This window comes from Streptomyces sp. SID14515, assembly GCF_010548505.1.
Taxonomy (GTDB): domain Bacteria; phylum Actinomycetota; class Actinomycetes; order Streptomycetales; family Streptomycetaceae; genus Streptomyces; species Streptomyces caviscabies.
In genome coordinates, this window is record NZ_JAAGMH010000021.1 from 43,073 (window position 1) to 67,071 (window position 23,999).

Genomic DNA, 23,999 nt, shown 5'->3' on the forward strand with positions numbered 1-23,999 from the left:
ACACCTCACGCGCGGCTGGTCGCCGGCCGCGTCCGGGCTGCGAACAACCGCACAGGGGCCGCCGGTCGCACGGGAACCGCGGACTGCCGTGCGGCGGCCACCCGCCGCACGGGGAACGGCGAACAACGGATGCGGCCCGGCCGGCCGGCCGGCGACGGTCCGGCCAACTCTTGGCAGGTACCTGCCCAACAGTGCGGCTCCGACTCCATACTCGACGCGACCGTCCACCCCGCCGTCCGCCGCTCAGGGAGTCCCCATGGCCCACCTCACCCGTCGCCACGCGCTCACGGTCGCCCTCGCCACCGCCGCCGCGGGCGTCGCCGTCCCCACCGCGACGGCGGCCGCCGCACCGGCCCGCCCCCGCGGCCCGCGTCCGTTACGCCACGCCCACGCGCACAACGACTACCTGCACCCCCGGCCGCTGCACGACGCGCTCGCGCACGGCTTCACCAGCGTCGAGGCGGACGTCTTCCTCGTCGACGGCGAGCTGCTCGTCGCCCACGAGCCCGCCGGGCTCGACCCCACCCGCACCCTCGCCTCGCTCTACCTCGACCCGCTCGCCGCCCTGGTCCGGGCGGGTCACGGCGGCGTCCACCCGCACCACCGCGCCCCGCTGCAACTCCTCATCGACATCAAGGCCGACGGCGTCGCCGCCTACGCGGAGCTGGACCGGCAACTGCGCCGCCACCACCGGATCCTCACCCGCTACCGCCACGGCCGCGTCCACCCCGGCGCGGTCACCCCGGTGATCTCCGGCGACCGCGCCGCCCGCGCCCCCATGGAGGCGCAGCGCACCCGGTACGCGTTCTACGACGGCCGCCTCGACGACCTCGGCACCGCGGCCCCCGCCGACTTCGCCCCGCTCGTCAGCGCCAACTGGACCCAGAGCTTCGGCTGGCTCGGCGCGGGCCCCTTCCCCCGGGCCGAGCGCGACCGGCTGCACGCCCTCGTCACCGCCGCCCACCGCGAGGGCCGCCGCATCCGCTTCTGGGCCACGCCCGACCTGCCGGGGCCCGAACGCGAGGCCGTCTGGTCCGAACTGCTCGCCGCCGGGGTCGACCACCTCAACACCGACGATCTGGCCGGACTCGAACACTTCCTCCGTGCCCGCGGGAACGGCGCCCCGACCCCGTAACGCCTCCCGGCCCGGAAGTACCCGTTCGGCGGACACGCCAGTGCGCCGAACAGCCTCTCCGCTGCGCCACACTGGCGGCCGAATGCCGCAAATCCGGCGCGGCGGAGGAGGTTGGCCATGGCCATTTCGATCTCACTGGTGCTGCTTCTGACGATCCTGGCTGTGATCTTCCTCCGCAACGGAGGACTGAAGGTCTCGCACGCGCTGGTCTGCGCCCTGCTGGGGTTCCTCATGGCCAGTACGAGCATGGCGCCGACCATCCACGACGGTATCGGCGCCACCGCCAACCTGGTCAGCAGCCTGAACCCCTGACGCCCGACCGGGCCGTCCGCGCGGCGCCCGGCGATCCCGCACAATGGGCAGATGTCTTTCCCGCCCCCCGGACGGCACTCGGGCGCCGCCCACCACGAGTACTGCAACACCGGCCTCTGCTGCCGGTGCCAGATGCGTACCTGGACCACCAAGGCGGGCAACGAACGGCTCTGCGGGCCGTGCGCGGCCTGCTGCCAGGCCTGCGGCCGGGCGCCCGCGCCCCATCTGGACGGGCTCGACGGCGGGCTGTGTGCCGAGTGCCGCGGCCTGTGCGGCCGCTGCCACGCCCCGAAGCGGCCCGACGGAACCTGCGCCTGCGACCGCTGGCGCGAGAGCGCCAAGAGCAACCCGCGCGGTTACGTCCTCCAGGCGTTGCCGCAGCAGCTCCTCCAGGCGCTCGGCGGCCGGGTCCCGAGCACCGTCCACGACCTGATCCACCAGGAGCTGGCCAACCGGAGCGCGGGTCTCCTCCGTGAGCGCATCGAGCGCCGCTGGAACCTGCGCTGGGCCCACGCCCTCAACGAGAAGGACGAGGACGGCCGCCGCCGCTGGAGCGCCCAGGAGATCGCCGAGCAGCTGCTGATGCCCGGCTCCTGCTCCGACCCGCAGTGCGAGGACGGCCACCGCGTCACCACCGACACCCCGTGCACCCGCTGCCGGCAGCCGCTGCACCGCTTCGTCACCTCGGTCGCCGACCGCACCGCGACCCCGGAGCACGCCCAGGCCGCGGCGGCCCGGATCCGCCGGGCGATGCTGGAGAACCGCTCGCACCGGAAGCCCCCGCCGCGCGGATAGGCCGAGGCCCGGTGTGTCGCGGGCGTGGCCGCACATGGCGGGGTGTTGCGGCGGTGTGTCGTGCCCGCGAAACCCTGCTGATTTCCATGGACACTTCAAGGGGTGCGTCCTAACGTCGGGCGGCGGCGCGACCCCCGTCCGTAACCAAGGAGCCCGATGCCCCCGCCGTACCGCCGTGCGCTCACCCGCGTCCTGGCCCTGACCCTCGCCGTCGCGACCCTCACGCTCGCCGGGCCCGTGGCCCCCGCGCTGGCCGACGACATCCCCAAGGCCCCGGGCCACCGGCTGGTCAAGGGGTACGAAGGGGCTCCCGCCACCGCGTCGCCGGTCCCCGGGCAGGCGCCTGAGCAGCACCCCTTCCTCGCGCCCAACGGCCGCAGCGGTATGCACGCGGACGCGGCGGGCAGCGGCACCCACCCGTACGCCGGACCGCTCGGCCGGGCGCCCGAGGTGACCAGCGAGAAGATCGCCCCGGTCGGCGGCGAGTGCGCCACCGCGACGTTCGACGCGGCCGGCCGGCTGATCACGGTCTGCGGAACCTTCACCGGCTTCCTGCTCAAGCTGCTCGACCCGCGCACCCTCGACACGCTCGCCGAGTACAAGCTGCCGCAGCGGTCCTCCACGGTCGAGGCGATCACCCGCCTCGACTTCTCCAAGATCTTCAAGGACACCTCGGGCGGCGCCTACTTCTACCTGGACGACCAGGACCGGGTCGTCCTCGCCGACTCGCGCCAGCACGTCCTGCGCATCGCCCACCGGCAGGGCGCGGACGGGCGCTGGGAATTCGTCGTCGAGGACGACTGGGACCTCACCGGTCACGTCCCGCACGACTGCGTGTCCTGGACCAACCTCTTCCCCAGCGGCGCCTGCGACCCGGTGACCTCCGTGATGCCCGACTGGCAGGGCCGGATCTGGTGGGTCACCCGGCTCGGCCGGGTCGGCACGGTGGACCCGGACACCTCGGCCGTCCGGTCCGTCCGGCTCGACGGCGAGGAGATCCAGAACTCGTTCTCCGTGGACCGGGACGCGGTCTCCATCGTCTCCGACCACGCCCTCTACAGCTTCACCGCCGAGGAGGACGGCACCCCGCGCATCCAGTGGCGACAGACGTACGACCGGGGCACCGGCACCAAGCCCGGCTCGGTCAACCAGGGCTCCGGCACCACGCCCGACCTGTTCGGGACCGACCAGGAGTACGTCGCGATCACCGACAACGCGGACGACCGGATGAACGTCCTCGTCTTCCGCCGAGGCGCCGACGTCCCCGCCGACCGCCGCCTGGTCTGCTCCGTCCCGGTCTTCGGCCACGGCCGCTCCACCACCGACAACTCGCTGATCAGCTGGGGCGACAGCCTCGTCGTCGAGAACAACTACGGCTACGAGAACCCCACCTCGCTGCTGCTGGGCCGCAGTGTCGTCGGCGGTGTCACCCGTATCGACGTACGCCCCGACGGAAGCGGCTGCGACACCGTGTGGGAGAGCACCGTCCGCTCACCCTCCACCGTGCCCAAACTGTCCACGGCCAACGGACTGCTCTACTTCTACGAGAAGGAGCCCAACGCCCTGGGCATCGACGCCTGGTACCTGACCGCCGTCGACTTCCGTACCGGCGAACGCCGCTGGCGCACCCTCACCGGCACCGGACCCGCGTACGACAACAACTGGGCGCCCATCACCATCGGCCCCGACGGCACCGCGTACGCGGGAGTCTTCAACGGCATCGTCGCGGTGCGCGACACGCACTGACGGGCCGTGCGCCTCCTCATCCGTCCGCCAGCCGCGAGCGGATGAGGAACCGCACCCCTTCCGGAGCCTCCAGCGAGAACCCGCTGCCACGGCCCGCCACCACGTCCACGATCAGCCGGGTGTGCGCCCACACCTCGTGCTGGCTCCGCGACATCCAGAACGGCACCGCCTCGGGCACCCCATCGACGGCGAGCGAGGCGAGCAGCACATCGGCGTTCCCGGTGCGGAACTCACCGGCCGGGTAGCACATCGGCGCGCTGCCGTCGCAGCAGCCGCCCGACTGATGGAACATCAACGGGCCGTGGTCCGCCCGCAGCCGCCGGAGCAGGCCGGCCGCGGCGGGAGTCAGCTCGACGGCGGGAGATTTCGGGTCACACTCCATGGACCTGCCCCTTCTCGGCCGAGGCGACGCTGCGACAACCGGACGCAAGTCAACTCGACCGGACGTTGCGACCGGGTTGCACGCCCTATGCTCGCGCCCATGGAGCAACGGGAAGTCGTGAAGCGCGTGATCGGCATCCTCACAGAGGCGCGCGAAATGCAGCGTCTGCTGGAGGCGGACCTCGAACGGGAAGATCTGGACGCGGGAGCGGGCGCCGTCACCGCCCTGCTGAACGAGACGATGCCCCACATCGCCATCCCCGACGACTTCTCCGTCGAGGAGGTGGTCACCGTCGTCGGACGCGAGGTCGGCGGTGCGGTCGAACAGCTCGTGAGCGCTTTCACCCTCGCGTTCACGATGCTGGCCCAGGTCCACGACTCCGGGCAGACCGACGTGTCCTCGGCCGACGTCCTCCAGGACCTCGCGCTGCGGGTCGAGGGCGGCGGACCGGACGAGGACGAGGATCCCCTGCTGTAGCCCGCTGCGTTCTGCCGCGCGGGTATGCATAGTGGAGGGAGAAGCGCGTATCTCCCTCGCGGCATGGAGGCAGCTGTGGGAACCAGCACCGAGATAGCCCGCGCCAAGGCGCGGAGGCTCAAAGGCATGATCAAGGAATCGGACGGTATCGCCCTCGAGGACGAGCGGATGAAGGCCGAGGGCAGGAAGGAACAGGCCGAGGCCCGCCGCGAGGAGGCCTTGGCGCGCGCGTCGCGGGCAGCCTCCCACCGCTGAGAGAAGCGAGGCGCCCGTGCCGTCCCGTACGGCACGGGCGCTTTCGCGGGTCCGGCGGGGCTTCTCGCGATCGGCCGCGCTTCTCGTGGCTCCGGCCGGGCTCCGCTGCTCGCTCCCGGATTTCGCGGATCGCGCTCGCGGTCCCGCCCGGCCTTCTCCGCCGCCCGCGGATGCGGCCGGGCGCGGGGCTCACTTCCGCGCCCCGGCGGCCTCCCGGACCGTCTCCGCGATCTCGCGGTCGAGGGCGGCCCTGACCAGCGCCGCGGCGAACGCGGCCCCGTCCCGGCCACGCGCCAGCTCGGTCAGTGCCCCGGAAGAAGCGGGCAGACCGAGCCGCTCAGCACCCTGGACGCCCTTCGCACCGACCCAGGGCCCGAACTCCGGCCAGAGATCCTGCACCTCGCGTACGAAGATGTCGGCCCCGGCCGGACCGATCCCGGGCACCCGCCGGAGCCCCGACCGCAATGCCTCTCCGTCGCCGTCCGCCTCCGCGCGCAGTCGCCGCAGGTCGCCCTTCCAGACGTCGAGGACGAGCCGCGCGCCCTCCCCGAGCTGGGTGGCGGTCCGCTCGTCGTAGCGGCGGTAGCCGCCCTCGCCCAACGCGTCCACACGCTGCTGCCAGGTCGCGTCCGCCATCCGGCGCGGGGTGCGCAGACCGTGCGCGAACAGCGCCCGCGCGGCGGCCACCGCGACCGAGGCACGGATCCGGGCGCTCAGCAGGTCGCTCAGCACCAGGAGCTGGTAGAGCGGCTGCGGGGTGTCCCGCAGCCGGATGCCCGCCTCAGCCGCATACGTCAGCCCGTACTCCTCCAGCAGCGCGTCGGTGATCCGGAGCGCCGATGCGGAGACCTCGCGGCTCATCCGTAACCGAAGATCCGGGCGAGGAAGAACCCGGCGACCACGAGCGCACCGAGCACGATCAGGGCGGTCCAGACGCCCGGGTGCTCCCACAGCCCTCCGTCCGGGCGTTCCTCGTGCGCCTCACCGATGGAGCCCTCGGCCGGCGGTGTCTCTCCTGGGGGGTTCAGCAGAACAGCCATGTCTCCAGGGTCTCTCCGACCGCACCCCCGCGCACGCCGTCCACCGTCCGCCGTGCCGCACCGGCTACAGGGCCGTACGGCGGAGCCCGGGCCGGGAGAGCGCTGCGGCGAGGCGATTCGGGGCACCGTCAGGGCATGCCCCGAGTCTCCGCCCCCGTCGTCAAACTCGTGCAACGCACCACCGAACCCGCCGGGGTGCAGACGCTGCGCTCGACGGCGGCCGCTGTCATCGCCTACTCCGTGGCCGTCTGGGCGCTGCCCGAACCCGCCCCGCTGACCGCGCCGCTCACCGCGCTCCTGGTCGTCCAGGTGACCCTCTACGCAACCCTCACCACCGGCATCCGCAGGGTGAACTCGGTCATCGTCGGCGTCCTCATCGCCATCGGCTTCAGCTCTCTGGTGGGGCTGAGCTGGTGGAGCCTGGGCCTCACGATCTTCACCTCGCTGCTGATCGGGCGGCTGGTGCGGGTCAACGAGTTCGTGCCCGAGGTGGCGATCAGCGCGATGCTGGTCCTCGGCGTCTCGCAGGTCGCCGACACGGCCTGGGACCGGGTGTGGGAGACGCTGATCGGCGCCGTCGTGGGGCTCCTGTTCAATCTGCTCCTCGCCCCGCCCGTCTGGGTCGGCTCGGCCGGCTCCTCCATCGAGTCGCTGGCCGCCCGGATGGGCACCATGCTGCGCAGCATGGGCGAGGAGGTGGTGGGCAACCACCCGGTGTCCCGGGCCGCCGCCCGGCTCCACGAGGCCCGCAAGCTCGACCACGACATCGTGGAGGTCGACGCCTCGCTCCGGCAGGCGGAGGAAAGTCTCACCCTCAACCCCAGGGTGAGACAAGGGCTGCTCCACCGGGTCGTCCTGCGCACCGGACTCGACACGCTGGAGATCTGTGCCGTCGTCCTGCGCGTCCTGTCCCGCACCCTCACCGACCTGGCGAAGGCCCGTACCGAGGAGTCGCTGTTCCCGGCCGATGTGACGGAACTGCTCCGGGAACTCTTCGGCCGGCTCGCCGAGGCGATCGAGAGCTTCGCCGTCCTGGTCACGACCCAGCTCGCCGCCGACGCGGAGGAGGCGGAGGAACGACTCGCCGACGCGCTCGTCCGCAGCCGCGCCACCCGCGACCTGGTGGCCGACCTGCTGCTGGAGGACGTCCAGGAGCACCCGCGCCAGTGGCAGCTGCACGGCGCGCTCCTCGCCGAGATCGACCGGGTGCTGGCCGAACTCGACATCGAGGAGCGCACCAAGCGCCTAGGCGACGAGCTGGGCCGCCGCTCGGCGGAGGCGCACTCGCGCCACCCCCGGCTGCGCGCGCTCCTGCGGCGTCTCAACCGACAGCAGGACTGACCGCCCGCGCCGGTAAGACCCCTCGATTCCGGCATCCGGGCCCCGGCCGCGCGGGATGCGGAGGCAGCCGGTCGCTGGTTCGCTGGGGACACGCCCTAGAGGTCTCCAGCGTCCAAGGAGTGATGTGGTGATGAGCGGTTCGGACGAACCCGCCGACCTGGCTCGGCAGATGCGTGAGAAGGCCCAGCAGCTCGCCGAGGCCGCGGAGCGCGCGAGCGACCCGCACGAGCGCGAGCGGCTGGAGAAGAAGTCCCGCACGATCCGGGACCGGAGCGAGCAGCAGAGCGCCATGGCGGCCGGGGACATCTACCCCGAGAAGTAGCCCCGCCGAAACCCGACAGCCGGCCTGCCTGCTTACCTGCCCGCCTGTCCGCCTGCCCGCCCGCCGGCCGGCCCGCCCGCCCGACTGTCCGTTTCCGAGGACATGCAGACCCTCCGGTGGGCGGGCGGGGGTGGGCGGTGCCTCAAGGGCGGGCTGTGGCAGGTGCGCGGGTCAGGCGGCCCACTCCAGGAGCCGTTCCGCGCTCCAGGTCGTCACCACGCGGTCCGCCGGTATCCCGCACTCCTCGGCGCGGGCGCACCCCGACCGCTGCCAGTCGAGCTGCCCCGGTGCGTGCGCGTCCGTGTCGATCGCGAAGAGCGCCCCCGCCGCGACGGCCGCGCGCAGCAGCCGCAGGGGCGGATCCTGCCGCTCCGGACGACAGTTGATCTCCACCGCCGTGCCCGCCTCGGCGCAGGCCGCGAAGACCCGCTCCGCGTCGAACCGCGACTCCTGCCTGCCCCGCCCGGCCAGCAGCCGGCCCGTGCAGTGCCCGAGCACATTCGCCCGTGGATGGCGCACCGCCGCCTCCAGCCGCCGTGTCATCGGCGCCGGGTCCATGCGCAGCTTGGAGTGGACGGAGACCACCACCACGTCGAGGCGGGCCAGCAGCTCGTCCTCCTGGTCGAGCGAACCGTCCGGCAGGATGTCGCACTCGATCCCCGTCAGCAGCCGGAACGGCGCCCACTCCTCGTTGAGCCGGGCCACCACCGCGAGCTGTTCCCGCAGCCGTTCCGGCGACAGGCCGCGCGCCACGGTCAGCCGGGGCGAGTGGTCGGTGAGCACGGCCCACGCGTGCCCCAGCTCCTCGGCGGTCCGGCCCATCTCCTCGATCGGGCTGCCCCCGTCCGACCAGTCCGAGTGCAGATGGCAGTCGCCCGTCAGCCGCCCGTAGAGGTCCTGGCCGCCCTCGCCGGCCGGCTCCGCCGCGGCTTCCTTCTCCAGCCGGTCCAGATATCCGGGCGTCTTCCCGGCCAGCGCCTCGCCGATCACCTCGGCCGTGCGGGGCCCGATCCCGGCGACCCGCTCCAAGGACTTCGCGGCCACCCGCTCGGCCGCCTCCCCGGCGGCCATCGCGTCCACGGCTGCGGCGGCCGTACGGAAGGCCTTCACCCGATAGGTGGCGGCCTGCGAACGTTCCAGCAGGAAGGCGATCCGCCGCAGGGCGGTGACGGGATCCATATCCATCGGCACCTCCACCGGGGAGCGTCTGCGGTCACGGCTCGGGTGCGCCGGGCCCGCCGTCCACCCCACCAGCATGGGCGCATCCGGCCCCGCACGCCTCCGCGCCGCGGGTCGGCGCCTCAGGACGGGGCGGCCTCCCCGGTGTCTCCGGCTTCCCCGGACTCCTCGGCCGACTCGGCGTCCTCGGCGGACACCCAGCGGCCGGTGGACGTGTCGTAGTCGAGGACGGGCTTACCCCGCGCCCCGCTCGTACGGAACGGGCGTCCGCCGTCGTCGATGCGCACGGTGCCGGACCGGCCGCCGCCGCTCCAGGTCAGCTCCGCGTACCAGTCGCAGTCGCAGCCCACCGCCCGGCCGGTGATCAGGAGGACCTCCGGGTCGGTGACCGAGACGCTGTACGGGAAGGAGAGCGCCTCGATGGGCTCGCCGGAGTCGTTGCCCGCGACCGAGCGCGCGACGGGGCGGGGGGCGTCGAGATCGACGTCGAACATCCTCGGGGTGAGCGACCCGCCGCAGCCGGAGTTCATCCGGTAGACCTGACCCTTCGCCGGCGTCCGGCGCTCGACGACCCGGATCCGCAGGGCTTCCAGCACCACGGCCCGCTCGTCCCGGCCCTGCAGTGTGATCCGGACTCCGGTCTCGCCCGAGTGGACCGCCCCGAGCGCCCCCGCCCAGGAGGCCGCGTCGGCCTCCTGCGGGGGAGGCGGGACGGCGGTGGCCGCCCGGTCGACGAGGTAGGAGTGGTCGCAGCCGTTCTTCCAGACGTGGTCGTCGGCGGTCCAGGTGAACGGCGCGCGCCCGGCCTTCGGGCCCGGCACGGTCCCGGACGGCCCGGGGCGCGTCTCGTTGCGCGGCCCGACGCCGGGCGGCACGGTCGGCCGGGGGCTGCCGGATGTCGTTCCCCGAGGGGGCCCACTCGGCGTGCCGCGCGGTTTCCCGGAGGTGTGGGAGCCGGAGGGCGAAGGCTCCGGAGCGCCGAGCGGCGGCTCGCCCGGACGTTGGGCCACCGACCCGCTCCGGTCCGCACCCGGCAGCCCGGTCCCGCCGAAGGCCGCGACCAGGGTGAGCACGAGGACGGCGGCGGCGAGGACGCCGAGCCCCTGCCCGTACCGCCGCACCCGCCGAGACCGGAGCACCGGCCCCGGGCGGGACCCGCTCCCACGCGTAGCCCGGGCCGCGACCTCGGAGACGTACGGCGACGCAGGGCGGGCCGACTCCGCGCCGGACGGCCCGGGGCGGTGCGCGTCGACGGTGCCGGACGGCCCGGGATCCTGCGCGTCGGCAACGACGGGCGGCCCAGGCTCGGCGGCGGCCTCCTCCACCGCCCCCTGCCGGTCCAGCCGTTCCCCGTCCGCCAGGAGCCACAGCCGGTGCAGCGCCTCACGCTCCTCGGCCGGTGCGCCGCACAACCGGGCCAGCCGCTCCACGGGGGCGAACTCCGCGGGCACCGTCCGGCCCGTGCAGTACCGGTGCAGCGTCGAGCCGCTGACCCCGATGCGGCGGGCCAGCGACGCGTACGTCCGGCCCGACCCCTCCCTCAGCGTGTTCAGCCGCTCCGCCAACGCCGCCCGTGCGCCCTCTTCGGCGTCACCCAACCCGCTCGACCTCCCCCGCCGTCGTTCCAGGGCGTTCCAGCCCTCCGAGAACACCCACGTCACCGGGGGTGGGACGGTTCCAGCCCGGCGGGAAGCCGTGTCGTGCTTGTCCGGGTCCGGGGCGGCGGCCCAGGCTGGAGCCCGTTCCCGTACCACCGCCGTACGGCCCCCACCGGGCCCCGTACGACGTGGAACGACGCCGTACGACCGACCTGACCGCACCATCCGAAACGGGGAACCCGACCATGCGCACCCTCCGCACCGCACTCCTGACCGCCGCGGCCGCGAGCCTGGCCGTCACCGCCCTGGCCCAGGTGCCCGCCGCCGCGGCCCCGGCCCCGGCTCCCGTACTGCCCAAGTTCCTGAGCGCGGGCCAGCTGCCCGCCTCCCTCACCCCCTGGACGGCCGGTCCGGTCCGCCAGGGACTGCCCGAGGAAGGGTCCGTGTGCACGGCCGGAATCGCCCCGGCGGCCGGCACCCGCCACCGGGACTTCCGCACCGAACTGGACACCGGAGCCCGCCAGACCATCACGGTCGCCGCCACCACCGCTCAGGCCAAGACGCTCGCCGCCGAGCTGAGGAGCGCGCTGGAGACCTGCCTCGACCGGCTGAAGGAGCAGGACCCCGGCCTCGAAGGGGAGGCGTTCTACCAGGGCCGGATCAAGGTGGAGGAGGGCGCGCACGTCTACAGCATCGACACGTCCTACCCGGAGGTCGGCTCCACCGACATCGGGCTCTACTCCGTGGGCCGCGACGGCCGGACGGTGACCGTCGTCGAGTGGGGGCAGCTGGGCGAGCTGGACGGCGCACCGCTGGAGGGGTTCAAGAAGACGACCCGCACCGCCGTCGCCAAGCTCTACTGATCCCGCCTCCGCGACCGGCCGCCGCAGGGGAGCGGCCGGTCGCGGAGGTGCGGGGTACCCCGGATCGGGAGCATGCTGGCTGTGTGACCCGGCACGAGACGCCCCGGCATCCCCCGCCCACCGGAAACGGGACCGCGGCCGGGGGATACGACGGTGACCGAGCGCCCGACGAGCTGTCGCTCGTGCTCGCACAGGCACTCGTCAGCGCCGTCGAGTCGAGTGGCGGCTACGCGGGCGGCGTCTATCTGCGCAGCGGGACGCCCGGGCTGCTGCGGCTCGCGGTGCTCGCCGGACTTCCGGGCCAGCTCTTCCGCCCCTGGTGGCGGATGCACGTGAACCGTCCGTTCCCGGTGTCCGAGGCCTACCGCTCCGGGCGGCCCGTGCTGCTCGGCGACGCGGAGGAGGCGATGCGCCGGTTCCCCCAGCTGATGGCCGGGCTGCCGTTCCCGTTCGGTTCGCTGTGGGTGCCGATCACCGGGCCCCGGGGCAGCCTGGGCGTGCTGGTCGTCCTGCGCGCCTCCACCCCCGGCAAGCCCGTCGCCCCGGCCGACGGCGACCGGCTGCACCGCCTCGGCCACCGGCTCGGAGACGCGCTCACCGATCTGGAGCGACGGGGCGTCGACTGCGTATGGGAGGCGGAACCGGTCCCCGTGCAGCTGCCCGCCGCGACCGCGCCCCCGGTACGGGTCGGCCGCTTCGACTGGGACCTGCACTCCGGACGGGTCGCCGCCGACGACGACCTGTGCGCGATCCTCGGCTTCGAGCCCGCCGCCTTCCCCGGCACCGTCGACGCGCTCGCCGAACGGCTGGTCCCGGAGGACGTGTACGGGCTGTGGGCCCTGGCCCGGCAGACGGTGGAGTCCGCCGAACCGGTCGTCCGCCGCATGCGGCTGCGCGGTCCCGACGGCCGGTCCCATCTGCTGGAGCTGTCCGGCCGCTGGACCCACCCGAACGGCGACGCGGCCGCCAGCCATCTGACCGGCTTCCTGGTCGACCTGGGCGCGGGCCCCGTCGTGCCGGAGGCCGCCGACCGGTTGCCCCGGGGCATCCTCTCCCTGGACCGGCTCGGGCGGATCACGTACGCCAACGGCCTCGCCGAGGAGCTGCTCGGCCACTCGCGGGCGGAGCTGATCGGCCGTGTGGTGTGGCGGGCCCTGCCGTGGTTCGGGCACGAGGCCTACGAGGACCACTACCGGGCCGCCCTGATAGCGGACGAGCCCGTCCACTTCCTCGCCCAGCGCCCGCCCTCGCGCTGGCTGTCGGTGTCCCTGTACCCCGGCCACGACGGGGTGAGCGTCGTCCTCCAGGCGACGGACCAGCCGGCCTACGCCCCCGGCTCCGTGACCTCACCGGGGCTGGGCATCGGCTCGACCGCCGACCGCTCCTCCGCGCTGTACCGCCCGGTGGCCCTCGCCATCGCGCTGACCGAGGCGGTCACGGCACGTCAGGTCTCCGCGGTGGTCACCGAGGAGCTGCTGCCCGCGTTCGGCGGCCGTCAGCTGGCCATCTACCTGCTGAACGAGCGCCACCTCCATCTGGCCTGGGAGACGGGATTCCCGAAGGGGTTCCTCGACCGCTTCGACGGGGTCGGGCTCGACGTCAGCATTCCCGGCGTGGAGACCCTGACCACGGGCCGACCGATCTTCTTCGAGTCCATGCAGCGCCTGGCCGAGGCCTATCCGGGCATCCCCATCGACGCGGACGTCGGGGCGCGGGCGTTCCTGCCCCTGATCGCCTCGGGGCGGCCCGTCGGCTCCTGCATCCTCGGCTTCGACCGGCCGCGCGGCTTCAGCCCGGAGGAGCGCACCGTGTTGACGGCACTGGCCGGCCTGATCGCCCAGGCCCTGCAACGAGCCCAGCGCTACGACAGCGAGTCGGCCCTCGCCCGCGGACTCCAGGACGCCCTGCTGCCGCACCGACTGCCGGAGGCCGACGGGGTCGACACCCTGGGCCGCTATCTCTCCGGCACCCAGGGCATGGACGTGGGCGGCGACTGGTACGACGTCATCGAGACCGGCCACGAACTCGCCCTGATCATCGGCGACGTACAGGGGCACGGTGTCTCCGCCGCCGCGACGATGGGACAACTGCGCAGTGCGGTACGGGCGTTCGCGCTGAGCAACCACGATCCGCAGGAGGTGATGAGCGGTACCAACCGGCTGCTCATCGACCTGGACCCGGGTCAGTTCGCCAGCTGCTGCTACATCGCGCTCGACCCGGCGACCGGTGTGGCCCGCGCAGTACGGGCGGGGCATCCGCAGCCCGTGCTGCGGCGGCCCGACGGCCGGACGGAGGTGCTGGACCTGCCCGGCGGCATCGTGCTCGGCATCGACGGGAACGCGACCTACCCGGTCACGGAGATGCGGCTCGACCCGGGAGCGATGCTCGCCCTCTTCACGGACGGGCTGATCGAGCGCCCCGGCACGGACATCGACGAGGGCATCGAGCGGCTGCGCGCCACCGTCGAACGCATCGGCGCGGTCTCGCTGGCCGAGACGGCCGACCAGGTCATCGGCGAGGCCAGGGCGGCCGTCGACCGCCCGGACGACATCGCGCTCCTGCTCGCCGCCCGGTGGGCCGAGGCTCCGGCGGTGCGGCGACCCCCGGCGCGGACCTTCGGACCGGACCTGTGGCGCACGTTCCGAGGGCCGGGCCCGGGGCACTCGGCAGCCCCGGACCCGGACCCCTAGGGGGTGTCTTGCCGATCAGGCGTCGGCGGGGCGCTCGCTCGGCGCGAAGGCGCCGGAGGCCTCCAGCATGCCCTCGCGCTCCACGACCTTGATCCGCTCACGGCCCTGGGCCGCGCCCAGCGCCTGCTCGTGGGCGTCCAGCTTGTGCCAGCCTTCCCACGTCGTGTAGCGGACGCCGCGGTCCTCCAGGAAGGCCTCGACGGCCTCCGGGGCGGGCGTGGCCGGCTCGGGCAGGCGGCCGGCGGCGCGGTCCTCCAGGACGCAGGCGACCGTCTCGTTGGCGTCGCCCTTGGTGTGCCCGATCAGACCGATCGGACCGCGCTTGATCCAGCCCGTGACGTAGACCGAGGCCATGTGCTCGTCACCGGCGATGACCCGGCCCGCCTCGTGCGGGACGGTGCCGGAGGCCACGTCGAAGGGGAGCTTGGGCAGCTCCTCCGAGTAGTAGCCGACGGCGCGGTAGACGCTCTGCATGTCCCAGTCGGTGAACTTGCCGGTGCCCCGGACGTTGCCGGTGCCGTCCAGCTCGGTGCGCTCGGTGCGCAGCGCGGTGACCTTGCCGTCCTCGCCGAGGATCTCGACCGGGGACTCGAAGAAGTGCAGGAACAGCTTGTGCGGGCGGTCGCCGACATCGCGGATCGCCCAGTTCTCCAGGGTCTGCGCGACCATGTTGGCCTGCTTGTTCTCCCGGCGGGTGGCGATGGAGCCCTCGTCGTACTCGATGTCCTCGGGGTTGACGATGACCTCGATGTTGGGGGAGTGGTCCAGCTCCCGCAGCTCCATCGGGCTGAACTTGGCCTGTGCGGGGCCACGCCGCCCGAACACATGCACCTCCAGCGCCTTGTTCTGCTTGAGGCCCTGGTACACGTTGTCCGGGATCTCGGTGGGCAGCAGCTCGTCCGCCGTCTTGGCCAGGACACGGGCCACGTCCAGGGCCACGTTCCCGACGCCGAGCACCGCGACCTTCTCCGCGGTCAGCGGCCAGGTGCGCGGGACCTCGGGGTGCCCGTCGTACCAGGAGACGAACTCGGCGGCGCCGTAGGAACCGTCCAGCTGGATGCCGGGGATGTCGAGCGCCCGGTCGGCCTCGGCGCCGGTGGAGAAGATCACCGCGTCGTAGAACGACCGCAGGTCGTCCAGGCCGATGTCGTGCGGGTAGCTGACGTTGCCGAAGAGCCGGATCTGGGGCTTGTCCAGCACCTGGTGCAGGGCCTTGACGATGCCCTTGATGCGCGGGTGGTCGGGGGCCACGCCGTAACGGATCAGGCCGAAGGGCGCGGGCATGCGCTCGAAGAGGTCGATCGAGACCCCCGGGTCCTGGCAGACCTCGGATTTGAGCAGCGCGTCCGCAGCATAGATACCGGCGGGGCCGGCTCCGACAATGGCGACGCGGACGGGGCGTGTCATGGCGTGGTGATCCTTCGGGGCGGGCGAACGCGGGCAGGTACAGCGTACGTCGGAGGTAAGGGTTGGCTTACTAGTCTCCACCCCACACCGTAAGCGATCGCCCCGCGGGCCCTTCGGTCACCCCCACCCAGAGTGTCCGATTGGCCCGTTTCGTTATGCCCATATGGTCGATTTGGTTCTTTTGCTCCGTCTATCCGTAAAGGGATTTCCAGGCCTTTTGATGCATTTGCCTGGGCCTGTTTTCGCCATCACCGCGAGCGAGTGGTGAGCGTCACGTCCGAGGGCGCGGACGCAGAACCGGAGGCATCGGTTCCCTTCTGTGCGAAGAAAGTTGACGCCGTGACGGTGCGGGCCGATCCGGGAATTCCGCCATTCGATCTTGCGTGGAAAAGGGAATCCGGAATGCGGGGCTTGTTCTGTCCCGCGTTTCTCGCCTACGGTCACCGTCAATCCGGATGGAACGCCGAATCCTGCCGCCGTCCGGGAATCCGAAACCCACTCACGTACGGCAGGAGCGGGGGACCCAGGTAAGTCGCCGAACCGTAACCGGAACGGCTTGGGGTGAAGTCGCACGATCGTGCGGCCAGACATCTCCCGTCTGAACCCGACAGCTCACCTCGCAGGCGCCGGAGAGGAAATCCCCCATGCCCGCACAGGGTAAGCACCGCCGTCCCCAGTCCACCTCGCTGCGTCGTGGCCTCGCCGCCGTGACCACCGGCGGAGCCGTTCTCGCGCTCCCCGTGATCGGCGCCACCAGCGCCTTCGCGGCCCCCGCCCCCACCGCCGCACCGCAGGCCGTGGCCCCCGCCGCGGTGGTCGCCCAGGCGAATTCCGCCGTGAAGGCCGCGCCCGCCCAGCATTCCGTGGTGGCCGGCGAAACGCTTTCCAAGATCGCCCGAGAGCATTCCGTCAGCGGCGGCTGGCAGAAGCTGTACGAAGGCAACCGGAAGATCGTCGGAGAGAATCCCGACCTTATTCACCCGGGTATCAAGCTGACGCTCGGAAACAAGGCCGCCGCCCCGTCGGACGCCAAGTCCTCCAAGGCTTCCGCCGCCACCGCGCGCGGTGCGTCGGCGGACCGTGCCGACCGTTCGGAGCGTACGAACATCGCCCCGGTGGCGAAGGCCGCTCCGGCCGCCGAGAAGGCCGTCGCATACACCGATGACCTCGACGGCTGGATCAAGGAATCGCTCGCGGTCATGGCCGAGCACGGCATCCCCGGCACCTACGAGGGCATCCACCGCAACATCATGCGCGAGTCCTCGGGCAACCCCGCCGCGATCAACAACTGGGACTCCAACGCGGTCAAGGGCACCCCGTCCAAGGGCCTGCTCCAGGTCATCGACCCGACCTTCCAGGCCTACCACGTGCCCGGCACCTCGACCGACAGCTATGACCCGGTCGCCAACATCACGGCCGCGTGCAACTACGCCGCGGACCGCTACGGCTCGATCGACAACGTCTTCGGCGCCTACTGATCCTCCGCGCCCGAACCCGAGGGGCCCCGGACTGCATGGTCCGGGGCCCCTCCGTCATGCCGGACGGCGCCGTGAAGTTACCCCCAAGTTTCTAGTGACTTACCACGCGATCGACAGTAGAACCTGTTGCACTCTGTCGAGAGTGAGGGATGTCACATGAGTGACACTACCAAGCAGGATGGCGGGACCAAGGGCGTCTCGCGTCGAAGATTCATCACTGGAACAGGTTCTCTTCTGGGGGTCGCGGCGCTTGCCGGGACCACCGCACCGGCCTGGGCGAGCGCACGGGCGGCAGCAGCGCCGATCGGCTCCGGGGCCCATGTGCCCGTCCTGGTCATCGGCACCGGATACGGCGGCTCCGTCGCCGCCCTCCGGCTCGCCCAGGCCGGCACGGACGTCCACATGGTCGAGATGGGCATGGCCTGGGACACCCCGGGCGCGGACGGAAAGATCTTCGCCAACACCACCAAACCGGACGACCGCTCCTTCTGGCTGCGGACCCGGACCAAGCAGCCGCTGAGCAACTTCCTCGGCTTCCCCATCGACAAGGACGTCAACCGCTACACCGGCATCCTGGACGCCGAGGAGTTCGGCGGCATCACGGTCTACCAGGGCCGCGGCGTCGGGGGTGGATCCCTGGTCAACGGCGGCATGGCCGTCACCCCGCGCCGGGAGAACTTCGGCGCCATCCTCCCGACGGTGAACGCCGAGGAGATGTACAGCACCTACTACCCGCGCGCCAACAGCGGGCTCGGCGTCACCACCATCGATCCCGCCTGGTTCGACACCGTCGACTGCTACCAGTACGCCCGGGTCGGCCGAAAACACGCGCAGCGCTCCGGCTTCCCGTTCCTCTTCGTGCCCGCCGTGTACGACTGGGACTACATGAAGCAGGAGGCGGCCGGAACCGTACCGAAGTCGGCCCTGGACGCGGAGATCCTCTACGGCAACAACTACGGCAAGAAGTCGCTCCAGAAGACCTACATCGACCGGATCAGGGCCACCGGCCGGGTCACCATCTCCCCGCTCCACAAGGTCACCACGGTCACCCCGGCCCCCGGCGGCGGCTACACCGTGCTCATCGACCAGCTGGACACCGGCGGCCGGACCGCCGTGACCAAGACCGTCACGGCGGACAAGGTGTTCTTCGCCGCGGGCAGCGTGGGCACCAGCAAGCTGCTCGTCGGCCTCAAGGCCACCGGCGCCCTGCCCCTCCTCAACAACGAGATCGGCAAGGGCTGGGGCGACAACGGCAACGTCATGTGCGGCCGGGCCAACCACCTCTGGGATCCGACGGGCAAGGTGCAGTCGTCCATCCCGACCGGCGGCATCGACAACTGGGACGCCGGCGGAGCGTTCGCCGAAGTCGCTCCGCTGCCCACCGGCATCGAGACCTGGGCCTCCTTCTACCTCTCGATCACCAAGAACCCCAACCGCGCCCAGTTCACCTGGAACGCGGCGGCGGGCAAGGCCGAACTGAACTGGCAGACGGCGTGGAAGCAGCCGTCCATCGACGCCGCGAAGACCATCTTCGACAAGATCAACCAGAAGGAGGGGACGATCTACCGCACGGACCTCTTCGGTGTCTACAAGATCTGGGGCGACCACCTCACCTACCACCCGCTGGGCGGCGCGGTCCTGGACAAGGCCACCGACAACTACGGCCGGCTGCACGGCTACCCCGGCCTGTACGTCATCGACGGCGCGCTGATCCCCGGCAACACCAGCGTGAACCCCTTCGTCACCATCACCGCGCTCGCCGAACGCAACATCGAACGGATCATCGCGACCGATCTGTAGGCGACCCACGAAAGAGCCCGGGGCCGGGAGTGCCAACCCGGCGGCCCCGGACTCCGTCCGTGGGGGCCCCGCCCCTCACCCGTGACCGGGCAGCACGCACACCGAGTCGATCCCCAGCACATGGTTGAGCCGCCCGAACGCCAGCCACGAGCCGATGCTCATCGTCAGCTCCACGATCTCCGCCTGGCTGTAGCGCGCGGTCATCCGCTCCCAGAAGGCGTCGTCCAGACCGTGATGGTCGAGCGTGTACCGCTCGGCGTACTCCGCCGCGAGCCGGGTCCGCTCGTCGAAGGCGTCGGTCGTACGCCACCGGGTCACCGCGTCGGCGAACTCCTCCTCGACCTTCGCCCCGTCCCGCTCGGTCCGCCAGTCCAGGCAGAACAGGCACCCGTTGATCTGCGCCACCCGCAGCCTGGCCGCCTCGAACTCCCGCAGCCCCAGCGTCGTGTGTTCGTACACCGACATCGAGAACGTGGCGGCGGCCATCCCGATGCCGGGCACCATCTCCCCCCATACGTAGCCGATGGGCTCCTCGCCCTCCGGAACATCGATGATCATGCCGGTCTCCTTCCCAGCCTGCCGACCGCAGGCCGCAGCGGAACGTCGAGTGCGTCGTACAGGCCCGGCTTCGCGTCCACCAGCCAGTCGATCGCCGAGACGAGCCGCCCGACCGCGGTGGCGTTCCCGCCCGCCGACCGGTTCTCGCCCTCGTCGGACGCCTCGACCGTCACCTCGATACGGGGACGGCCCTCGATCACCACCCGGTGCGCGCCCACCCCGTCCGGCGGCGACGGCCAGTCCGGGGCGCACGACGGGTGGATACGGGTGATGTGCTCGATGACGATGCGGGGCTCGCCGTCCACGATGCCCTGCACCTCGAAGCGCACCGCGCCCTGGGTGCCCGCAGCGAACGCGCCCATCGTGCGGGTGTGCACCTCTTGCTCCAGCGCCCGGCGGTCCAGGGTCTCGCGGATCTCGTCGAGCTCGACGCCCAGTGCCCGCGCCATGAGCCGTATCTGACCGCCCCACACCATCGTCGGAACGCTCTCCGCCAGCATCAGCGGCTCGTAGTCCATTGGATGACCCATCCCGATCAGATGGCGCACCGACTCCTCCTGCTCGTACGTGGAGTAGTCGAAGATCTCCTGGCAGCGGATGACGTCCACCTCGGTGCCGAGGCCGCTGACCAGCAGGGGCAGGACGTCGTTGCCCCAGCCGGGGTCGACGCCGGAGACGAAGAGGGAGCCGCCGCCCTCGGCGACGGCGGCCAGGACCGGGTCCCGCAGCTCCGGCGGGGCGTTGCGCTGGTCGTAGAGCGGATAGAGGGAGGGCGTGACGACCACCGCGCCGGCCCGGATAGCCCGGCCGATGTCGGTGAGGGCGTCGTCGGGACGGATATCGCCGGACGCCGCGTAGACCACCGCGCGGGGGCGGGCGGCCAGCACGGCGGCGATGTCGTCGGTGGCCGCGACCCCGAGCGTGCGCCCGAGACCGCCGAGCTCGCCGGCGTCGCGGCCGACCTTGGCGGGATCGTGCACGAGGACGGCGGCGAGCGTCAGTGCCGGATGGGCCGCGACGGCGCGGATCGCCGCGCGGCCGACGTTGCCGGTACCCCAGACAACCGTGGGAATCATGCGCGGAGAGTAGCTCCGGGGCCTTGTACTTCCCAGAGCCGTGACACCACCAAATCCGCCCGGCCACAAGGGTGTTCCCGGGCCGACGGGGGATCCGCCGACCCGGGAACCGTACCGGGGTCCTGCCGGGTCTAGCGCTTCGCCCGGGCGCCGTTCGGAGTGCCGGTGATGGTGAACTGCGAGCCGGGCTCGATCAGTACATCGCCGTCGCGCGAGTCGGTGATCGTCACATCGGTGAGCGTCGCGTTGCCGCGGGCGCCGCCCATCGCGAGGATGCCGGATCCGTTGTTGGACCTGTCGATCCGGACGTTCTCGATCGTGACGTCCGGCATCAGCCCGCCGCCCGTCTTGAACTGGATGCCGTCATAGGTGGAGTCGATGATGTCCGTGTCGCGGATCGTGACCCCGGGGATCGGCAGGTTCTGCGGGAAGAGGGTGATCGCGCCGAACTCCTGGTCCTCGTTCCAGAAGGCTCCGCCGGTGCGGTACAGCGCGTTGTTGGCGATCAGCGTCTGCCCGGAGAAGGGCAGCGGGTCGTGGTCGGTCGCCAGCATGATGGCCGGGTAGTTCATGGTGTCGGAGATGATGTTGTTCTCGATCTTGTTGCCGTAACCCCCGTAGATCGCGATGCCGTTGGCGCGCCACGGCAGCTGGATGGTGTTGTTGCGGAAGCTGTTGTCGTGGCCGATGTCGACGGACTGGTCCTTGACGTACTTGCTGGACCAGACGGCGAGCGCGTCGTCGCCGGTGTTGCGGAACGAGGAGTTGTAGACCGTGGAGTTACGGGTGCCGTTGGCGAAGTTGATGCCGTCGGCGTAGGTGTTGCGGATCCGCATGCCGGTGAACTCGACGCCGTCGCCCGGGTTCCACAGCTCCTGGATGTTGTCGAAGTCGCGGCCGGCCCAGACGCCCACGTTGGCGTGCTCGATCCAGACGTTGCTGATCTTCGTGTCCTTGCCGAACCGGCCGTTGAGCGCGACGCCGCCCTCGTGGTTGCCGTCGCCGCCGCGGATGGTGCCCGAGCCGAAGATGGCGATGTCGGAGATTTGCGTGTTCTCGTCGATGTCGAAGCCGAAGTTGCCCTCGTGCGGGTGGTTGATGCCGCCCGCCTCGTGCGGCGGGGTCAGCGTGTAGAGCTGGGAGTGCCACATGCCCGCGCCCCGGATCGTCACGTCCCGGATGCCGACCTGGTTCCACTGGCCGCGGTCGAGCGGGTCGTCGGTGAGGATCTTCTGCTCCTGGCGCCACTGGCCCGCCGGGATCCACACACAGTCGATCTCGCCGTTCTGGTTCGCCGTCACCGCGCGCTGGATCGCGTCCGTGTCGTCGATCCCGTCGTTCGCCACCGCGCCGTACGTCGTGATGGACACACAGCCCGACGGCTGCGAGGAGGGCGCCGCCACCTGCTCCAGGTCGATCAGGTCGATGACGTAGAAGGAGGCGTTGTCGCTCGCGTCCCGCTGGAGGCGGAACTTCGTGCCCGCCGGGTAGGTCTGGGTGAGCAGGGCGTGCGACTCGTCGAACAGCCGCCGCGCGTCGCCGCCGGGGGTGTTGGTGAGCCCTTCGGGGCTGTCGGTGTTCCCGTACAGCCAGCTGTGCTTCGAGGAGAGGTCGAGCTTGCGGACGAACTCTCCGTCGGCGTACAGGCTGATGGTCGCCTCGCGGCCGCCACCGCCCGGAGCGTCCGGGATGGAGTTGCGGACGACGACGGAGTTCGACGGGGCGGTCGAGGTGAACTCCACGAACTCACCGGTGGAGTCGAGCCGCACCGACTCGCGGCCGGAGGACTCGGTGGCGTAGTTGGTGTGCCCGAAGGTGCGCACGGCGTCGGACTGCAGCAGCGTGCCGTCGTACTCGGCGTCCTCCGCCTCCAGTTCGGTGTACGGCACGGCCGCGCCGCGTCCGACCACGATGGAGCGGGCGAACACGTTGTTGGTCTCGCTGGTCTCCGCGACCAGGTCCGTGGCGTCCGCTGTGGCGGTCAGCGTCGCGCCGCCGCTCGCCGCCGTCCAGCTGCCGCTCACCGTGACGTTGGCGGTGGCGCCCGCCGCGATGGCCGGGGTGGTGCCGTTGAGGGTGGTGGAGCCGACGGTCAGCCGGGTGACGGTGCCCGCGCTCACCGCGGTGGTGCCGCGGTTGTGCACCGCCACGGTGAAGCTCACCGCCGCGCCGACCGCCGGGTTGGCCGGGCTGGAGGTGATGGAGCGGACCTCCAGGTCCGGGCCCGGGCTCTGCCCGACCACCAGCGGCGAGGCGGTGGTGCGGCTGTTGTTGGCGTTGTCCGACTCCACGACCGTGTCGGTCGGGTCCACCAGCGCCGAAACGGTGTACGAGCCCTGCGGCCGTTTGCCGACCTCGACCGAGATCTCGGCCGAGGCTCCCGCGGCGAGCGGGCCGACCGGGGCGCTGCCCACGACCACGCCGCCCAGGCTCACATTGACGGTCGTCGCGGGGGAGGCGGCCGACCCGATGTTGCGTACGGTCCCCTCGACCGTGATGTCGTCCGTCTCGGACGGGGAGGACGGGCTCCAGGAGAGCGCGCTCAGGGTGAGGTCGGGGTTGGGCGCGGCCGTCCCCAGGACCTGGATCTCGGCCACCTGGGCGCCCGGCGCGCCGGTGTTGGAGAAGAACCTGAGCTGGAGGTCGGCGACCCGTCCGTCGACCGGGATGGTCACCGTGTTCTGGTTGCCGCTCGGGTCGAACGCATAACCGGCGCGGGCCCGCAGCGAGGTGAACACGGTGCCGTCCTGGGTCCGGCCGAGCACCTGGATGTCCTGCGTCCGGCTCGCCCAGATCGGATCCGGGTTGAGCTTGACCACCACGGACTCCAGGTCCGCGTCGGCCCCGAGCTTCACCGTGAGGTCGGCCGGGAGTCCGTTCGACTCCCAGTAGCTGTCGACCTTGCCGTCGTTGGCGTTGGCGGCCGGGAATTCGCCGTGCGATCCGCTGGCGGTGACCGTCTTGCCGCGGGCCAGATCGGTGGCCTCAGCCGCGCTCGCGGTGACGGGCAGGAGTCCGACGGAGACCATTCCGGCTATCAGCAGCCCGGTGATCGGCCGTCCGGTGAGTCGTTTCCATCTCATGGCGTCCTCTGCTTCCACAGTATTTGAGGTGGCAAGTCAATCTTTTGCAGCCGGAGGTTCATAGATTTCTTCCCTGTTTCGGATTTGTCAACGGTCCTCGCATGGGCATGTCATCCGAGCGTGTGGAGTGACGATGCGTCAGATGTGTTGCTGAACACGCCCGTTCAGGAGCCGGTCGCGCCCCGGGCCAGCAACAGCGCCAGATCCACCGCCGCCACGGCCACCGCTCCGGCCAGCGCGGCCTTGCGCCACCGGCGGCCGAGCGCCGGGCCCACGAGCGCCGCCGTGCCGGCGAGGGCCAGGGCCGTCGCACCTTGGGCGTCCACCGGTCCGGGCGGCCCGAGCGCCAGCACCGCCGTGGCGCCCAGGAGCGGCAGCGGCAGCAGCAGCCGGGTCCCCGCGTCGCCCAGCCGGTGCGGCAGTCCCCGGATTCCGGCCGCCCGGTCCGCCGCGATGTCCGGG

Annotated in this window: 21 protein-coding genes, 1 pseudogene and 1 riboswitch; of the genes and pseudogenes, 12 read left to right on the forward strand and 10 right to left on the reverse strand. The window is 71.8% G+C overall.

What is annotated here, in order from left to right; translation table 11 throughout:
• The first annotated feature begins 256 nt into the window (after positions 1 to 256).
• From G3I54_RS03750 to G3I54_RS03765, 4 genes are all read left to right on the forward strand, one after another.
• Complete coding sequence (locus G3I54_RS03750; protein ID WP_164611056.1) at positions 257 to 1,135, forward strand: phosphatidylinositol-specific phospholipase C/glycerophosphodiester phosphodiesterase family protein; 879 nt, start codon at positions 257 to 259, stop codon at positions 1,133 to 1,135.
• Positions 1,136 to 1,252: 117 nt separating this feature from the next.
• Positions 1,253 to 1,447 carry a hypothetical protein gene (locus G3I54_RS03755; RefSeq protein ID WP_164611058.1) on the forward strand — a complete coding sequence of 65 codons (195 nt, stop codon included), beginning with the start codon at positions 1,253 to 1,255 and terminating at the stop codon, positions 1,445 to 1,447.
• A gap of 51 nt (positions 1,448 to 1,498) precedes the next feature.
• Positions 1,499 to 2,242 (forward strand): hypothetical protein, encoded by a 744-nt coding sequence (locus G3I54_RS03760; protein WP_164611060.1) that lies wholly within the window; start codon positions 1,499 to 1,501, stop codon positions 2,240 to 2,242.
• Between the two features lie 156 nt (positions 2,243 to 2,398).
• Positions 2,399 to 3,988 carry a hypothetical protein gene (locus tag G3I54_RS03765; protein WP_164611062.1) on the forward strand — a complete coding sequence of 530 codons (1,590 nt, stop codon included), beginning with the start codon at positions 2,399 to 2,401 and terminating at the stop codon, positions 3,986 to 3,988.
• Positions 3,989 to 4,004: 16 nt separating this feature from the next.
• Here G3I54_RS03765 and G3I54_RS03770 read toward each other — a convergent pair whose 3' ends face one another.
• The gene (locus G3I54_RS03770; protein WP_164611064.1) at positions 4,005 to 4,370 is read right to left on the reverse strand and encodes a DUF779 domain-containing protein; all 366 of its coding nucleotides are present in this window, start codon (positions 4,368 to 4,370) and stop codon (positions 4,005 to 4,007) included.
• 87 nt (positions 4,371 to 4,457) lie between these two features.
• On the opposite strand from G3I54_RS03770, the gene G3I54_RS03775 reads away from it, so the two are divergent.
• Together G3I54_RS03775 and G3I54_RS03780 are read left to right on the forward strand one after the other, a co-directional pair.
• Positions 4,458 to 4,847: a hypothetical protein gene (locus G3I54_RS03775; protein ID WP_030081948.1), complete on the forward strand. Its 390-nt coding sequence runs from the start codon at positions 4,458 to 4,460 to the stop codon at positions 4,845 to 4,847.
• Between the two features lie 75 nt (positions 4,848 to 4,922).
• Positions 4,923 to 5,102, forward strand: a complete 180-nt coding sequence (locus tag G3I54_RS03780; RefSeq protein ID WP_164611066.1) for a hypothetical protein — start codon at positions 4,923 to 4,925, stop codon at positions 5,100 to 5,102.
• Between the two features lie 189 nt (positions 5,103 to 5,291).
• Here the strand turns inward: G3I54_RS03780 and G3I54_RS03785 are convergent, their stop codons facing one another.
• Both G3I54_RS03785 and G3I54_RS03790 read right to left on the reverse strand, forming a co-directional pair.
• The gene (locus G3I54_RS03785) at positions 5,292 to 5,963 is read right to left on the reverse strand and encodes an endonuclease (RefSeq protein ID WP_164611068.1); all 672 of its coding nucleotides are present in this window, start codon (positions 5,961 to 5,963) and stop codon (positions 5,292 to 5,294) included.
• Positions 5,960 to 6,142 (reverse strand): DUF6480 family protein, encoded by a 183-nt coding sequence (locus G3I54_RS03790; RefSeq protein WP_164611070.1) that lies wholly within the window; start codon positions 6,140 to 6,142, stop codon positions 5,960 to 5,962. Before G3I54_RS03790 ends, G3I54_RS03785 begins: the two co-directional genes overlap by 4 nt.
• 135 nt (positions 6,143 to 6,277) lie before the next feature.
• Between G3I54_RS03790 and G3I54_RS03795 the strand changes: the two genes are divergently transcribed.
• Complete coding sequence (locus G3I54_RS03795) at positions 6,278 to 7,483, forward strand: aromatic acid exporter family protein (protein WP_164611072.1); 1,206 nt, start codon at positions 6,278 to 6,280, stop codon at positions 7,481 to 7,483.
• Positions 7,484 to 7,613: 130 nt separating this feature from the next.
• On the forward strand, positions 7,614 to 7,805 hold the full coding sequence (locus G3I54_RS03800; RefSeq protein ID WP_030081958.1) for a DUF6381 family protein: 192 nt from the start codon (positions 7,614 to 7,616) through the stop codon (positions 7,803 to 7,805).
• A 171-nt stretch (positions 7,806 to 7,976) separates the two neighbouring features.
• On the opposite strand, the gene G3I54_RS03805 is transcribed toward G3I54_RS03800, so the two are convergent.
• Complete coding sequence (locus G3I54_RS03805; RefSeq protein ID WP_164611095.1) at positions 7,977 to 8,984, reverse strand: PHP domain-containing protein; 1,008 nt, start codon at positions 8,982 to 8,984, stop codon at positions 7,977 to 7,979.
• Between the two features lie 122 nt (positions 8,985 to 9,106).
• Positions 9,107 to 10,582, reverse strand: coding sequence for a helix-turn-helix transcriptional regulator (locus G3I54_RS03810; RefSeq protein ID WP_203685478.1), 1,476 nt, complete (start codon positions 10,580 to 10,582; stop codon positions 9,107 to 9,109).
• Between the two features lie 245 nt (positions 10,583 to 10,827).
• Between G3I54_RS03810 and G3I54_RS03815 the strand changes: the two genes are divergently transcribed.
• Both G3I54_RS03815 and G3I54_RS03820 read left to right on the forward strand, forming a co-directional pair.
• The gene (locus tag G3I54_RS03815) at positions 10,828 to 11,445 is read left to right on the forward strand and encodes a hypothetical protein (protein ID WP_164611074.1); all 618 of its coding nucleotides are present in this window, start codon (positions 10,828 to 10,830) and stop codon (positions 11,443 to 11,445) included.
• A gap of 83 nt (positions 11,446 to 11,528) precedes the next feature.
• A complete protein-coding gene (locus G3I54_RS03820) occupies positions 11,529 to 14,135 on the forward strand; it encodes a SpoIIE family protein phosphatase (protein ID WP_343240263.1) in 2,607 nt (868 codons plus the stop codon).
• 15 nt (positions 14,136 to 14,150) lie between these two features.
• On the opposite strand, the gene G3I54_RS03825 is transcribed toward G3I54_RS03820, so the two are convergent.
• Positions 14,151 to 15,542 carry an FAD-dependent oxidoreductase gene (locus tag G3I54_RS03825; RefSeq protein ID WP_164611078.1) on the reverse strand — a complete coding sequence of 464 codons (1,392 nt, stop codon included), beginning with the start codon at positions 15,540 to 15,542 and terminating at the stop codon, positions 14,151 to 14,153.
• 451 nt (positions 15,543 to 15,993) lie between these two features.
• Positions 15,994 to 16,181, forward strand: a riboswitch (cyclic di-AMP (ydaO/yuaA leader).
• A 5-nt stretch (positions 16,182 to 16,186) separates the two neighbouring features.
• Here G3I54_RS03825 and G3I54_RS03830 point away from each other — a divergent pair.
• Positions 16,187 to 17,020, forward strand: coding sequence for a transglycosylase SLT domain-containing protein (locus G3I54_RS03830; protein WP_164611080.1), 834 nt, complete (start codon positions 16,187 to 16,189; stop codon positions 17,018 to 17,020).
• A 156-nt stretch (positions 17,021 to 17,176) separates the two neighbouring features.
• Positions 17,177 to 18,820, forward strand: coding sequence for a GMC oxidoreductase (locus G3I54_RS03835; protein ID WP_203685479.1), 1,644 nt, complete (start codon positions 17,177 to 17,179; stop codon positions 18,818 to 18,820).
• 75 nt (positions 18,821 to 18,895) lie between these two features.
• On the opposite strand, the gene G3I54_RS03840 is transcribed toward G3I54_RS03835, so the two are convergent.
• The 4 genes and pseudogenes from G3I54_RS03840 to G3I54_RS03855 all read right to left on the reverse strand — a co-directional run.
• The gene (locus G3I54_RS03840) at positions 18,896 to 19,378 is read right to left on the reverse strand and encodes a carboxymuconolactone decarboxylase family protein (protein ID WP_164611082.1); all 483 of its coding nucleotides are present in this window, start codon (positions 19,376 to 19,378) and stop codon (positions 18,896 to 18,898) included.
• Positions 19,375 to 20,454, reverse strand: coding sequence for a dihydrodipicolinate reductase (locus G3I54_RS03845; RefSeq protein WP_164611084.1), 1,080 nt, complete (start codon positions 20,452 to 20,454; stop codon positions 19,375 to 19,377). Before G3I54_RS03845 ends, G3I54_RS03840 begins: the two co-directional genes overlap by 4 nt.
• Before the next feature lie 131 nt (positions 20,455 to 20,585).
• A complete protein-coding gene (locus G3I54_RS03850; RefSeq protein WP_164611086.1) occupies positions 20,586 to 23,537 on the reverse strand; it encodes a CARDB domain-containing protein in 2,952 nt (983 codons plus the stop codon).
• Positions 23,538 to 23,701: 164 nt separating this feature from the next.
• Positions 23,702 to 23,999 (reverse strand): annotated as a pseudogene (locus G3I54_RS03855) (hypothetical protein); the annotation flags it as partial.